Origin of the sequence: Delftia sp. CH05 (assembly GCF_009827015.1) — a bacterium.
GTDB classification, from domain to species: domain Bacteria; phylum Pseudomonadota; class Gammaproteobacteria; order Burkholderiales; family Burkholderiaceae_C; genus Comamonas; species Comamonas tsuruhatensis.
This window is the reverse complement of record NZ_WUMG01000025.1, coordinates 20,611-34,329: the sequence shown is the minus strand read 5'-3', so window position 1 is coordinate 34,329 and position 13,719 is coordinate 20,611. Positions and strand designations below refer to the sequence as shown.

13 protein-coding genes are annotated in these 13,719 nt (G+C 67.8%); 7 read left to right on the top strand and 6 right to left on the bottom strand.

Translation table 11 applies throughout. From position 1 onward, the window contains the following. Positions 1-47: 47 nt before the first annotated feature. A complete protein-coding gene (gene ggt / locus GRX31_RS18755; protein WP_160854180.1) occupies positions 48-1,868 on the bottom strand; it encodes a gamma-glutamyltransferase in 1,821 nt (606 codons plus the stop codon). Between the two features lie 337 nt (positions 1,869-2,205). Between ggt and uraH the strand changes: the two genes are divergently transcribed. Then, positions 2,206-2,556 carry a hydroxyisourate hydrolase gene (gene uraH, locus GRX31_RS18750; protein ID WP_012204044.1) on the top strand — a complete coding sequence of 117 codons (351 nt, stop codon included), beginning with the start codon at positions 2,206-2,208 and terminating at the stop codon, positions 2,554-2,556. A gap of 110 nt (positions 2,557-2,666) precedes the next feature. Here uraH and GRX31_RS18745 read toward each other — a convergent pair whose 3' ends face one another. Continuing rightward, positions 2,667-3,056, bottom strand: coding sequence for a DoxX family protein (locus GRX31_RS18745; protein WP_016449777.1), 390 nt, complete (start codon positions 3,054-3,056; stop codon positions 2,667-2,669). A 318-nt stretch (positions 3,057-3,374) separates the two neighbouring features. On the opposite strand from GRX31_RS18745, the gene GRX31_RS18740 reads away from it, so the two are divergent. Next, a complete protein-coding gene (locus GRX31_RS18740) occupies positions 3,375-3,959 on the top strand; it encodes a BPSL1445 family SYLF domain-containing lipoprotein (RefSeq protein ID WP_016449776.1) in 585 nt (194 codons plus the stop codon). 65 nt (positions 3,960-4,024) lie between these two features. Here the strand turns inward: GRX31_RS18740 and GRX31_RS18735 are convergent, their stop codons facing one another. Continuing rightward, positions 4,025-4,354, bottom strand: coding sequence for an Arc family DNA-binding protein (locus GRX31_RS18735; protein WP_016449775.1), 330 nt, complete (start codon positions 4,352-4,354; stop codon positions 4,025-4,027). Between the two features lie 93 nt (positions 4,355-4,447). Here GRX31_RS18735 and GRX31_RS18730 point away from each other — a divergent pair, with 93 nt between their 5' ends. Next, positions 4,448-4,837 carry a hypothetical protein gene (locus tag GRX31_RS18730; protein WP_160854178.1) on the top strand — a complete coding sequence of 130 codons (390 nt, stop codon included), beginning with the start codon at positions 4,448-4,450 and terminating at the stop codon, positions 4,835-4,837. Positions 4,838-4,840: 3 nt separating this feature from the next. Here the strand turns inward: GRX31_RS18730 and GRX31_RS18725 are convergent, their stop codons facing one another. Further along, on the bottom strand, positions 4,841-5,329 hold the full coding sequence (locus GRX31_RS18725) for a hypothetical protein (RefSeq protein ID WP_016449773.1): 489 nt from the start codon (positions 5,327-5,329) through the stop codon (positions 4,841-4,843). Between the two features lie 130 nt (positions 5,330-5,459). Between GRX31_RS18725 and xdhC the strand changes: the two genes are divergently transcribed. Continuing rightward, a complete protein-coding gene (xdhC, locus tag GRX31_RS18720) occupies positions 5,460-6,335 on the top strand; it encodes a xanthine dehydrogenase accessory protein XdhC (RefSeq protein WP_160854176.1) in 876 nt (291 codons plus the stop codon). Between the two features lie 186 nt (positions 6,336-6,521). Further along, positions 6,522-7,850 carry a urate hydroxylase PuuD gene (locus GRX31_RS18715; protein ID WP_016449771.1) on the top strand — a complete coding sequence of 443 codons (1,329 nt, stop codon included), beginning with the start codon at positions 6,522-6,524 and terminating at the stop codon, positions 7,848-7,850. Positions 7,851-7,920: 70 nt separating this feature from the next. On the opposite strand, the gene GRX31_RS18710 is transcribed toward GRX31_RS18715, so the two are convergent. Then, positions 7,921-9,804: an EAL domain-containing protein gene (locus GRX31_RS18710; protein WP_133073326.1), complete on the bottom strand. Its 1,884-nt coding sequence runs from the start codon at positions 9,802-9,804 to the stop codon at positions 7,921-7,923. A gap of 140 nt (positions 9,805-9,944) precedes the next feature. Here GRX31_RS18710 and GRX31_RS18705 point away from each other — a divergent pair, with 140 nt between their 5' ends. Both GRX31_RS18705 and GRX31_RS18700 read left to right on the top strand, forming a co-directional pair. Next, complete coding sequence (locus tag GRX31_RS18705; protein ID WP_016449769.1) at positions 9,945-10,580, top strand: Crp/Fnr family transcriptional regulator; 636 nt, start codon at positions 9,945-9,947, stop codon at positions 10,578-10,580. Positions 10,581-10,700: 120 nt separating this feature from the next. Continuing rightward, positions 10,701-12,962, top strand: a complete 2,262-nt coding sequence (locus GRX31_RS18700; protein WP_160854174.1) for a sensor domain-containing diguanylate cyclase — start codon at positions 10,701-10,703, stop codon at positions 12,960-12,962. 16 nt (positions 12,963-12,978) lie between these two features. On the opposite strand, the gene GRX31_RS18695 is transcribed toward GRX31_RS18700, so the two are convergent. Beyond that, positions 12,979-13,671, bottom strand: a complete 693-nt coding sequence (locus tag GRX31_RS18695; RefSeq protein WP_017404028.1) for a Crp/Fnr family transcriptional regulator — start codon at positions 13,669-13,671, stop codon at positions 12,979-12,981. Positions 13,672-13,719 lie beyond the last annotated feature (48 nt).

Below are 13,719 nucleotides of genomic sequence, written 5' to 3'. Positions count from 1 at the left end.
CTGTTGTGAAAAGCCGCGCTCGGCAACGGGCGCGGCTTTTTCTTGCTTCAATAGCCCAGCGTCTGACCGTCGGGGTTGCGCGGGTCGGAGGCGCCGTAGAGCATGCCGTCGCGCAGCTGGATGGTCTGCGTGCGGCCCATGGATGCCTTGACGGCAACGTTGTGGCCGCGCGACTTGAGCAGGGCCACGGTGTCGGGGCTGATGCCCTTTTCCACGCGCAGCTCGTCGGGCGTCCACTGGTGGTGAAAGCGCGGCGTGGCGGCAGCCTCGGCCGGGTTCATGCCGAAGTCGATGGTATTGACCACGGTCTGCAGCACGGTGGTGATGATGCGCGCGCCGCCGGGGCTGCCGGTGACCAGCACGGGCTTGCCGTCCTTGAGCACCATGGTGGGCGTCATGGACGACAGCGGGCGTTTGCCTGCGGCCACCGCATTGGCATCGCCGCCGACCAGGCCGTAGGCGTTGGCCACGCCGGGCTTGGCAGAGAAGTCGTCCATCTCGTTGTTGAGCAGGATGCCCGTGCCCTTGGCCACGATGCCGCTGCCGAAGTTGGTGTTCAGCGTATAGGTCACGGCCACGGCGTTGCCCATCCTGTCCACCACGGAGTAGTGCGTGGTCTGGTCGCTCTCGTAGGGCTGGGGCTTGCCGGGCTTGATGTCCTTGCCGGCGCGCGCCTGGTAGGGGTCGATGCCGGCGGCCAGCGCCTCGGCGTAGCGCTTGGACGTCAGGCCCTTGAGCGGCACGGTCACGAAGTCCGGGTCGCCCAGGTATTCGGCCCGGTCGGCATAGGCCAGCTTCATGCCTTCGGCCATGTAGTGGATGCTCTGTGCGCTGTTGGCGCCCCACTGGTTCATGGGCCAGCGTTCCATCATGTTGAGGATCTGGATCAGGTGGGCGCCGCCGGAGGACGGAGGTGGCATGGTCACGATCTCGTAGCCGCGATAGGTGCCGCGCACGGGCTCGCGCTCGACCACCTTGTAGTTCTTGAGATCCTGCAGCGACAGGGCGCCCGCATGCGGCGCCATCTCGGCCGCGAGCTTGCGGCCAATGGCGCCTTCGTAGAACACCTTGGAGCCCTGCTGCCCGATCAGGCGCAGCGACTGCGCCAGGTCCTTTTGCACCAGGCGGTCGCCGCGCTTGAGGGGTTCTCCGTTGCGCCAGAAGATGGCCTGGGTGGCGGGCCACTGGCCCATGTTCTTCTTTTCCTGCTCCAGGATCTTGGCCAGGGTCTCGCTGACCGTAAAGCCCTTGTCGGCCAGCTTCACGGATGGCGCAATCACCGTGGACAGCGGCAGAGAGCCCCATTTCTTCAATGCATGCTCCATGCCGGCCACGGTGCCGGGCACGCCCACGGCGTAGTGGGTGTACAGCGACTTGCCGTCGATGACCTTGCCGTCCGCACCCACGTACATGTCCCGCGTGGCCTTGGAGGGTGCGACCTCGCGGAAGTCCAGCGCAATGTTCTTGCCGCTCTTGGCGTCGTGCACGATCATGAAACCGCCGCCGCCGATGTTGCCGGCATTGGGCAGGGCCACCGCCAGCGCAAAGCCCATGGCCACGGCGGCATCCACCGCATTGCCGCCCGACTTCAGGATCTGCAGGCCGATGCGCGAGGCCAGCTCCTGCTCGCTGGACACCATGCCGTTCCTGGCCACGACGGGATGGAATACATCCATGTCGAAGTCATAGGCCGCACTGGCCGCCTGGGCCGCATTGCTTTGCGTGATGGGCGCTGCCGCCGGTGCAGGTGCTGCGGCCACCGGCGCTGGCGGCGCCGAGGCCGCGGGCGGCTGTGTGCTGCTGCAGGCGGCCAGGCTGGCAATGGCCAGCGCCAGGCTGGTTGCCAGCAAGGGGGAGCGAAATGGCATCGGTATCTCCTTGGCAGATGAAACAGTGGAACCGTTGAAATGAGCGAAAGTCCTTTGCCGCCCGGTATGCGATGGCCGCAGGGCCTGCAGCCGGGGCGGCGGCGGACCACAGTGTAGAAGCATGGCGTTGCAGGCCTGCCCACGGGCCGCTGCCGACGCCGAAAGTGCGGGTATCTGCCTAGGCTCGAGCTGCATGGCGCACTTTAAGGGCGTACAAAAACTGTATACACTTTGCGAATGCACGAGGGGGCCGCGAGTGCTGTCGCGCGCCGCGCTTCGTGCATCGACCAACCAATGACAACCGGGCGGGCCAGCTCCCGCCGCACAGGAGATTTCCATGGGCCTGAGCACCCACGTCCTCGACACCATGAATGGCTGCCCCGCAGCCGGCATGGCTGTCGCGCTGTATTCCACCGATGGCGACCAGGCCACGCTGATCAAGAGCCTGGTGCTCAACCACGACGGCCGCACCGATGCGCCGCTGTTCGACAACAACAGCCTCAGGACCGGCACTTACCGGCTGACCTTCGACGTGGCGGCCTACTTCAAGGCCCGTGGCGTGCAACTGCCCGAGCCCAACTTCCTCAACAAGGTGAGCCTGGACTTCGGCGTTGCCCATGCCGACCAGCATTACCATGTGCCCCTGCTGGTCAGCCCCTGGAGCTATTCGACGTACCGGGGCTCCTGAGCTCTGGACTGCAGGCGCAGGCTGTCGGGGGATGGCCTGGAGTGAAACCTGAAATGACGAACGGCCCGCATTGCGGGCCGTTGCTCTTGGGGCTCCAGCAAGCGTGCGGGCTACTTGCCCTTGGAATGCCCCATGGCCACGACCAGGGCCGAGATGAAGAAGAAGGCCTGCAGCTCCAGCGCCCAGCCTCCCGAGCTGTGCAGCTGCATCACCTGGCCTGTGTGCACCAGCGCGAAGGCCACGATCATGTTGACCGCAATCACCAGCGCCGCGGGCACCACCCACAGGCCCACCAGCAGCAGCAGCGGCGCCACCACCTCACCCAGATACACCGCATAGGCCAGCCAGCCCGGCGCGCCCGCGGACTCCACCATGCGCTCGATGCTGCCTATGCCGTAGCGGATCTTGGCCCAGCCATGAAAAAGCAGCAGGACCGCAAGCGTGACGCGCAACAGCACCATGGCTGCCTGGGGATGGTGAAAGTGGCTCCAGAACTTCATGAACTCCCTCGATGTGGATGGGCCCGGTGGGCCGGGTGTTGCTGTGGATGCATTCTGGCATCAGCGGGCTTTCGGTGTCGGCTGTGGCGGCCCGGAACGGGATTTTCAGACATTTCCTGCGGGCCTGTAGTCCTATGGCGCAACTTGTGACATGTCTCATCACAAGTACCGCAAAGCGGCCTAGCATCGTCCCCAGCCTGTCTCCGAAGCGGTTTGCGAGCACTGGTAGGGGTGCCCGGGACCGGGAGGCAAGGTGATCAATCCAATGAACCGATGGGGTCTCCCCAAAACGTCCAATCAAGAAAGGCAGGTTTTCCCATGCGTCAGTTTTCTTTGCGTACCGTCGTGATGGCCACTGCACTGGCGGCCGGCAGCGTGGCCATGGTCGGCTGCACCACCACCAAGCCGGAAACCCAGTCCGCGCCGCGTGCTGATTCCACCACCGTCAATGCGCGCGCCAACGCTGCGCTGGAGCGGCTGTACCAGACGGCGCCGGGCTCCAAGGAAATGGTGGCCCGCTCCAAGGGCGTGCTGATCTTCCCCTCGGTGATCGGCGGCAGTTTCGTCATCGGTGTGGAGCATGGCCGCGGCGTGCTGCGCGTCGGCGGCCAGAACAAGGGCTTCTACAGCACCACGGGCGCCTCGGTGGGCTGGCAGGCAGGCGGCCAGTCCAAGGCTGTGATCTATGTGTTCAACACCCAGGAAGCGCTGGACAAGTTCCTGGCCAGCGACGGCTGGTCCGTGGGCGCGGATGCCACGGTGGCCGCAGGCAAGGTGGGCGCCAATGGCAGCGTGGACACCACGACCGCCCAGGGCCCCGTCACCAGCTACGTGCTGACCAACGCGGGCCTGGAAGCCGGCGTGTCGCTGCAGGGCTCGAAGATCACCAAGGTGGTCGAATGATCCCGGCCCTGAGGGGCCTTTGAACGAAACCGGCCTGCGGGCCGGTTTTCTTTTGTGCGGGCGGATCAGGCGCCGCCGGTTGCGCCGTCTTCACTGGCGGATTGCGGCGCAGCGGGCGCGAGCACGGCCTGCTCTATGCGTTCCAGGCGCTTTTCGATGCGCTCCACGGCTTCGGCGCTCATCTTGATGTCGTAGATGCTCACGGGCTCTTCGCATTCCAGCGAAGGGTCCGTCGAGGCCGACAGGCGGCCCAGCAGGGGGGCCTCGAACGTGGTCTGTAGCCGGGCCACGACTTCGGCGTTCATGGAACGGCCGGTGCGCTTGGCTGCCTCCTCGACGAGGTCCTTGAGTTCCTGCGGCAGGCGCAGCTTGTACTGAGGATCGGTCTGTTTCATCGCCGGCAATCATGGACCGGAAAGGTATTGACTGCAAGGGACCTGATAGGTATTGTTGCTTCGGGACCAGCACGGTCCCGCGCAAGGGATGCCATGAAGACAGTGAAGCAATCGGGCCACAGCCATCAGGAACCCTCACCGCAGCACCAGGAGGTGCTGGCGGTGGATGCGTTGTGCCATATGGGAGCGGCCCTGGGCGTGCTGGAGCTGCATGCCGAACGCGCCGGCTCGGCCATGGTGTTTGCCGCGCGTGATTTGCTGCGTGGCTACCACGCCAGCGCTGACCAGGCGGTGGCCGGCCTGCAGGCCGGCGGCCGCTCGGCAGGCGTGCTGCCGAAGCTGTCGCAGGACCTGGGCTATGCCATCGAGGTCATCGATCGCGTGAACGATGACGCACCGGACGACCTGGTGCTCTATGCCGTGACCTGCCTGCTCAGAAGCGCCCGAAGCTTTGCCGACGGCCAGCCGTGCGCAGCGGCCTGAGGCTCAGAGCTGGCCCTCGGTCAGCGTGTCGAGCTGGAAGCGGCCGGACTTGTCCCAGAGCCAGGTATCGGTATAGGTGATGCGGGCGGCGCCGGCAGGAGCGGGGAAGGGCGCGGCGGCGCGCACCAGGCGCTCGATCTCGCTCACCACCTCGGGGGCATGGCCGGGCGCGCGCATCCAGTGCAGGCGCTGGACCTGGCCGTTGCGGTCGATCTGGACCTGGAGCACGCCGATCGCGTAGAGCATGGGCGGCAACTGGCCCTTGTAGATGCGATCGGCATTGCGCGCGTACAGATGGTTGGCGGCCACCTTGCGGTACTGCAGCTGTGCGCTGGAGCTGACGTCGTCGGGGCGCGGGCCGGGGCCGGGCGGGGACTTGCAGGCCGTGACCAGGGAGGCAATGGCGGCCATCAGGCCGGCCCACAGCCAGGGGCGGCCGGAACGTGGCTTTTGCACGGAACTGTGCTGCGTGGAATCAGGGGAATCGGGCATGATTGCGAGCGTATCCTGAAACACTGCGGCACCGGCAGTCGGAGCGCAAAACTCAAGTGCCGCAGCGGACAATCCCGCAACAAATTCCAACGAAGCCCGCAGGCGCCACGACGGGCTGTCAGGTGCGCCCATGTGGAGTGACACGTTCAACAAAGTCGAGCAGGGCCTTGCGCAGGGGCCGCTGTGCTGGGTCGAAGTGATGGACTCGCGAGGCTCCGTGCCGCGCGAGCGCGGCGCCTGGATGGCGGTGTTCGCCGACCGCGTGGCCGGCACCATCGGCGGCGGGCACCTGGAGTTCGATGCCATCGACAGGGCCCGCAGCCTGCTGCGCGGCTGGGCAACGCCTGGCGAGCAGGGTAGCCATGGCGGCCAGGTCGCCACCGAGCACCAGCACCGCTATCCGCTGGGCCCCAGCCTGGGCCAGTGCTGCGGCGGCGTGGTGATGCTGAGGTTCGTGCTGGTGCCCCAGGGCCGCATGGACATGCTGCGCGAGCGGCTGCAGCCGCCGCGCGACTGCGTGGCCCTGTTCGGCGCAGGCCACGTCGGCCATGCGCTGGTGCGCCTGCTGTGCAATCTTCCCTACCGCGTGATGTGGGTGGACAGCCGCGATTCGGTCTTCCCCGAGGAGGAGCACGAGCTCGTGCAGTGCGAGTATTCAGACCCCGTGCAATCGGCCGTGGCCGATCTGCCTGCAGGCTCCCAGGTGCTGATCATGAGCTTCAGCCATGCCGAGGACCTGGAGGTGGTCGCCCAGTGCCTGGGCCGCCAGCGCCAGCACGGCGACCTGCCCTATGTGGGCCTGATCGGCAGCGCCACCAAATGGGCCACCTTCCGGCGCAGGCTGCGCGAGCGCGGCTTCAGCGATGCGGAGCTGGACCATGTGACCTGCCCCATCGGCGTGCCCGGCATCAAGGGCAAGGAGCCTGAGGTGATCGCGGTGGCCGTGGCGGCGCAGCTGCTGCAGCGGCGCAGCGCCGCGCCTGCGCAGAATCAGGGAAATCTCTAGTGAATTGATGTCGCGCAAGCCGGCTGGCTGTCGAAAAATTGCATACACTTTGTGTCTACGAAATGGTCGCAGCGGTGCACCGGCGGTATATCTACCGGGTGCGCGGCCTTTTTCTTCTGCTCAGAGCGCCCGCAGTGGTGAGCAGGTTGAACACCGGCGGCCCCCACGCTGCCAAGGTTGAGAGCTATGGAAAGCTACATTCTCGACTGGGCCAACCTGCTGTTGCGGTGGCTCCACGTCATTACGGCCATCGCCTGGGTCGGTTCCTCCTTCTATTTCGTCTTCCTCGACAGCAGCCTGACGCCGCCCGTCGATGACGATCTCAAGAAGCAGGGCGTCAGCGGCGAACTCTGGGCCGTGCACGGCGGTGGGTTCTACCACCCCGTCAAGTTCAATGTCTCCCCGCCCAAGCTGCCGGACCACCTGCACTGGTTCTACTGGGAAAGCTACACCACCTGGCTCAGCGGCTTTGCGCTGCTGACGGTGTCGTACCTGTGGAACGCCAAGATCTACCTCGTCAATCCGGCCGATCCCAATGCCATGGGCTCGGCTGCGGCCATTGCCTCGGCCCTGGCCTTCCTGGTCGTGTTCTGGCTGCTGTACGACGGCATCTGCCGCGTCTTCGGCCAAAAGAAGAACGGCGACGCCACGGTGGGCGCCATGGTGCTGGTGCTGGTGTGCATCGCGGCCTTCCTGGCCTGCCACATCTTCCCGGGCCAGGCCGCCTTCCTGCTGATGGGCGCCATGCTGGCGACCTCGATGAGCGCCAACGTGTTCTTCTGGATCATCCCCGGCCAGCGCACGGTGGTGAAGGCCCTGAAGGAAGGCCAGCCCGTGGATCCCATCCACGGCAAGCGCGGCAAGCAGCGCAGCGTGCACAACACGTACTTCACGCTGCCGGTGCTGTTCGCCATGCTGTCCAACCACTACGGCTGGCTGTACAGCCATGAGCTGAACTGGCTGGTGCTGATCCTGATGATGTTCGCAGGCGCCGCCATCCGTCAGTTCTTCGTGATGCGCCACGGCTTCAAGCTGGGCCGCAATGCCCATCCCTGGCCCTACGCCCTGGTTGGCGTGCTGGTGCTGATCGGCACGGCCGTCTGGCTCAAGCCCGCGCCGGCGCCTGCCGCAGCGCCTGCGCCGGCTCCCGCCGCCGTGCAGTCGCCTGCCGCAACGACCGAGCCCGCAGCAGCGGCTCCCGGTGGTGACACGGCAGCGCCGGCTGCGCCTGCAGCCCCTGCGTCCCCGGCTGCCGCCGCTCCTGCCGACGGCGCCGTCGGCTATGCCCAGCTCGCGCCCTTCTTGCAGCAGCATTGCGTGGTCTGCCACGGTGCCGCCCTGCAGCAAAAGAATGTGCGCCTGGACTCGCCCGAGCAGGTCAAGGCCCATGCCCAGCAGATCTACCAGCAGGTGGTGCAGCTGCGCAAGATGCCCTTCGGCAATCCGGGCGCCCTGAGCGATGACGAGCGCGGCATGGTCAAGCGCTGGTACGAATCGGGTGCATCGGTGAACTGATCATCCTGCCGCGCCCATGCGCTGCCAGCCACCCGCCCGCAGTCTCGCAAGAGCCTGCGGGCTTCTTGTTTCAGGCAGGCCAGGCCGCTGCGGTGCCGTGCAGGGCCGGATGCCGCGCTTCATCGTGCGGCGTGTGCAGCGCGATGGCGCCGCGCCCCGGCAGGCTTTGCGCCTTGGCCTGCTGCTTGGCCAGGGCCGCGAGGTTGGCGATGTCCTCGGGTGCCAGCAGGCTGCCCGGCGCGACGCGCACCACGCCGATGGACAGCGTGGTGCAGGCAAAGAATCGCCGGATGCCGTGGCGGTCCTCGGCCCAGATGCCGCCGGCCTCGCGCGCCTGGTCGTCGAACAGCTGGCGCGCCTCGCCTGCGAAGGCGCCGACGATGTCCTCGCAGCGCTGCTGCCAGTCCTCGCTTTGCAGCAGCAGCATGAAGTCGTCCCCGCCCACATGGCCCACGAAGTCGCGCCGCGCGTCGCAGTGCGCCACGGCCAGCCGCGCCACCAGGCGGATCATCTGGTCGCCGCGCCAGTAGCCGTAGTGGTCGTTGAAGGGCTTGAAGTGGTTGAGGTCGGCGTAGCAGGCCACGAAGCCGGCGCCGCTGTCCAGCAGGCGCTGCATGTGCAGGCTGATGGGGATGTTGCCGGGCAGGAAGGTCAGCGGGTTGGCGTGGCGCGCGGCCTCGATGCGGGCCTCGGTCACGCGGCGCACCAGCTGCTCGCCCGTGCCCAGGCCCACATAGCGGCCGTTGTCGGTGACGATGAAGCCGTCGCTCAGGTAGCGCTGGTCCTGCGAGGTCAGGATGCCGACGAGCTGGTCCACATCGCAGTCCAGCTCCACGATGCGCGGCTGCACGTTGGCAAAGGCCAGGCAGGGCTTGCGTCCGTGGACTTCACGGAAGTACAGCGTGGCGTAGTGGTTCATGAACTGCTGGCGGTTGATGAGGGCCAGCGGCCGGCCGGCCTCCACGACGGCAATGGCGTGCAGCTGCTGCCCGGCCTGGAACAGCTCGGCCACCTCGTCGTTGCTGGCCGCCGGTGCCACGCAGGGCGCCTGCATCACCATCAGGTTGCGCAGCACGCCCGGGCGGGCGCTGTGGCCCTGGTGGGGCAGCACGGCCACGCGCGGGTCCTGCGCCACGCTCAGCGCCTGCGGGCTGATCTGCGGCTGGGCGGCTTCGGCGGGCCGGCCCAGCAGCCATCCCTGGCCGTACGCAATGCCCAGGTCGCGCAGGGTGCGCAGCTCGTCCTCGGTCTCTATGCCTTCGGCGATCAGCGTGGTTCCGAAGACCTCGGCAATGCCCTTGATGGCCTGCAGCAGCTGCAGCGTGGCCGGGCGCTGCTCGATCTGGTGGATGAAGTACTTGTCGATCTTGACGAAGTCCGGCTTGGCCTCGGACCACAGGCGCAGGCTGGAGCGGCCGTCGCCAAAGTCGTCGAGCGCCAGGCGCGCGCCCGTGGCGTGCACGGCCTTGACGGCGGCGCAGACGGCGGGCATGTCGGTCACATGGTCGTGCTCGGTGATCTCCACCACCAGGGACCGCGCCTGCACGCCGAAGCCGCGCACCGTGTCCCCGACCATGCCGGGGCCGCAGACACCCACGGCCTGCACCAGCGCCTGGGCGCTGAGGTTGACGAACAGCCGGCCCGGCGCGCCCTGGCGGCCCCAGTCCTGCAGCGCCACGCAGACCGCCAGCAGCTCGAATTCCCGAAGAATGCCCTCGGCCGCAGCGCCCTTGAGCAAGGCGTCGGGCGTGTGCAACGGCATGCCCCGGGGGCCGCGGATCAGCGCCTCATGCGCATAGATGCTGCCGCTGCGCAAGTCGGCCAGCGGCTGGAAGACACAGTACAGGCCGCCCGCGCGCATGAGCTGTGCCACGGGGCCTGCACCGGACCGCACTGCGGCCGACAGCACGGCCGCCGCAGCGGGCAGGCTGGCGAGCATCTGGGGATCGATCATGGGCTCAACTTTTCAGTTGGATACATTACGTTTCATTGGTGACATACTTGTGACAAGTATGCCGCCTGTCGGCGTGCGTGCTGGCGGCCGATTGACGTGGCTCAAAACGCGGCGGCTGCAAAGCCGGCAAAGTTGCGTGCATGTTCGCCCTGTCTTCCTTGCAAGCTTTCGCCTTCGCGCCGGGTTCCGCCCAGGTGTTGGCCGCGGGTACCTGGCTCAGGCTGCGTAGGCAGTCGCCGGATACGGTGATGTATCTGGAACGCGGTCGCGTGCTCCTGGGCATAGGCCAGGGTGGGCAGATGCGCCACCAGCTGGGTGTGGTGGAGGGGCCGGCCTGGCTGGATGCGGCCTTTGTGCTGCAGCGGCGCGGCAGCAGCCTGGACATGCTGGCCGACAGCGATGTCCGCGTGCAGCAGTTGCCCCAGGCCGACTTCCTGCAGGCCGTCTCGCAACTGCCGTCTCCCGCCCAGCAACTGCTGCAGGACATGGCCCAGGCCTACTGCGCCCAGACCGAGCTGGCCGTGAGCCGCCTGTCCAAGGATGCCGAGGCACGCTGCGCACAGTGGTTGCTGCGCCATGCCATGCCGCACGAGGCGGGCGGCCTGCGCGTGACGCTGCACCTGCGCAAGCGGCTGATCGCCGCCCAGCTCGGCATTGCGCCCGAGACCTTCTCGCGCGTGCTGCGCCAGTTGCGTGAACATGGACTCATCGCGGGCCGGGGCAATGTCATCGATCTGCCCAAGCCGGCGGCCCTCGAAGTGCTCGCAGTAGGCTGATTCCCACGCCGCTGACGGGTGCCGGCCTGCAAGCGCCGGGACTTGCGGGGCGGGGTATTCACTGGTTCGCGGGTTCCACCCAGTGGGACGGCTTTCGGGTCTGCATATATTGAGGGCGTCATGTCACTGGACGCCCGTCGATCACCCTTTTTCCAGGCGCTGCTGGCATCCCAGGATGCTCCGCAGGTGCCGGACTCGCCCTCGTGGCCGCGCGCGTCCACAGGCTGGGGCGCCATGCGCTGCACGGTGCTGGCGCTGGCCGCGGCGGCCGTGCTTGTGGTGGGCCTGGGCAGTGCCTGGTGGGTATCGCACAGCATGCGCCAGCAGACGCTGGAGCGCGCCATGGCCCGGCAGGCCGACGAGGTCGATACCGTGGCGCGCATGCTGGCCTCGCGGCTGGAGCAGCAGCAGCGCCTGCTGTGGGTGCTGGCCCAGGGCATGGCCGACCAGGGCGGCGACCCCAGCCGCCTGATGGGCGAGATGCTGCGCGGAGACGCATCCGTGCGGCTGTTCGACACATTGCAGCTGGCCGATGCGCGTGGGCAACTGCAATTGAGCCTGCGCGGCGGCCGCTCCGAACCCCTGGTCGATCTGGACGAAGGCGTGCGCGACGTGATGCGGCGCAGCCTGGCCGATGGCAAGCCCGTGGTCTCCACCATGGTCCGCAAGGGGGCCGATCCCGCAATGATGGAGTTGCTGTACGCCGTGCCGCTGCGCGCCGGCAACGGCACGGTCAGCGGCGTGCTTTCGGCGGGCGTGCGCATGTCCGGCCAGGCGCTGCTGCCGCCCGGCATCGACCCTTCGCGCTCCGCAGGGCGGCTGCTGGTCATGCAGCGCGACGGGCAGATCCTGGCCCACTCCGATCCCGCGCGCTGGACGGCGCGCGCCGAGGCCGAGCCCGGCCTGGGCGCGGACTGGTTGCAGGACCCTTCCGCCGGCGGCCTGCAGGTGGGCCCCGATACCCAGCGCCGCGCCGGCTACCTGGTGACGACGGCCGGCATGCCGCTGCCGCAGTGGCTGGTGGTCAGGATCACCCCCGAGGAAGCCATTGCGCCCAGCCTGGCGCCGCGCGTGCTCTGGTGGCTGCTGGTAGCCGTCGCGGGGGTCACCGCGCTGCTGGTGCTGCTGCTGATCCTGGTCACCGAACCCATGGCCGCCTTGCATCGCAGTGCACGCCAATGGCTGGCGAGCCAGGGGCGGCTGATGGCCGAAGAGCCCGATCCCGCGCCGGAGCCTGCGCCAGGCCATGCAGAGGAAGGCGGCTGGCGCATGCCCTGGACCCATGCCTGGGGAGAGGCTTCCACGCTGTGGCAGGCCCTGCACCGCCTGGGCCAGATGGGCCAGGACCAGGCCCACGAGGTCGGCCGGCTGCAACTGCAGCTGCAAACGCTGATGGACTACGCGCCCGTGGGCCTGGTGGTCACGCATGCGGCGCATCTGGAGCTGGTGGGCCTGCAGGCCGCGCGCATGCTGGGATATCCGCCGCGCGAGCTGCAGGGGCAGGCGATACGCCAGCTGTGCGCCTCCGACGCTGCGCACGCCCAGTTGCTGGAGCGTGTGCGCAAGGACCTGGACATGTACGGCCAGTTCGACAGCGAGCAGTGCTTTGTCCGCAAGGACGGCCGCCCCATCTGGGTGCGCCTGCACGGCCAGAGCCTGCAGCGCCTGCAGCGCGGCCTGGAGCCACGCGCCGTGGTGCCGGCCGATCCCACCCTGGTCTGGGTGGTCGAGGACGTGACCATGCAGCGCCTGGTGCGCGAGCAGCCGGGCTGGAAGGCCATGCACGATCCGCTGACCCTGCTGCCCAACCGCGAGGCCTTTGCCATGCGCCTGCATGAATGGCTGCAGGAATGCAGCGCCGCCCAGCACCTGCCCGCCGAGGCGCTGCAGGAAGAGGCCTCCTCCTCGCAAGCCGACGCCGAGGTTGCTGCCGTGGCCACGGCCGCGGTCGAAGTCGCCATTTCTCCCATGCCGCACCATGGCGTGATCCTGTTCCTGGACCTGGACCACTTCGCCCACGTCAACCAGCAGGGAGGCCATGCGGCCGGCGACGAGGTGCTGTGCCACATGGCCCGGCTGATCGACAGCGTGGTGCGGCCCTTGGGCTGGGTGGCGCGCCTGGGCGGCGACGAGTTCGCCGTGCTGCTGGCCGGCGTCCCGGCCGAGCAGGGCATGCTGCTGGCGCAGAGCCTGTGCATGGCCGTGCAGGACTGGGAAGGCGCGCACGAGGGCCAGCGCTACCTGATGGGCGCCAGCGTCGGCATGGTGGTGCTCGATGCCCGCCAGCACACGGTCAGCAGCGCGCTGCGCTCGGCCGACATGGCCTGCTATGCGGCCAAGCGCAAGGGCCGCAACCGCGTCGAGGTGCTGGAGGCCGCATGAGCGCCGGGGCCGCGCCTCATTCGAAGGATTCGCTGAAGCGCCGCAGTCCCTCCGGATCGATCAGGGTCAATGCCCCATAGGAGACGCGGACCGCTCCGATGTCCTCCAGCTCTCCCAGGGTGCGATTGACGATCTGGCGCGACACGCCGGCCAGGCTGGCCAACTCCTCCTGCGACATGCCCAGGTGCCGGTTGCCGGTGTCCGGATACAGCCTCGAATCGGTCAGCTCCGAGATGCAGTGCGCCACATGGCGGCTGGAATGGTGCAGCCGCGCATGCTCGCAGCGGCCGATGAACTGGCCCAGGCGCGCATTGAGCTGGTCCAGCAGGAAGCGGTTGAAGCCGAGGCTGCGCTCCAGCAGCCAGTGAAAGGTGCTGGCCGGCATCAGTGCCACCAGCGTATCCTCGATCGCCGTCGCGTCGAACGGCCAGCATTCGTGCTTGAGCAGTGTGCCCTCTCCGAACCAGCAACCCGGGGTAAAGGTGGCCAGCGTGGTGCTGCGCCCGGTAGGCGACAGCGCATGGATCTTGACCGCTCCCTGGACGATGCCGGCCCAGTGGCCGGCCCGGTGCGTCTTGTGGCAAAGCGGGGCGCCGGCCGGTATGTGCCGCAACAGCACCTCCCGCCGCAACCTGAGCAGGTGGGCCCTGCTCAGGTGGGGCGCAAAGGGCGCGGACTTGAGGACGGCGTTGATCGTGGGCGGCTGCATGGTGATTGATGCAAATCTTCAATGAAAGTCTGCTGCTTCATTGCCTGG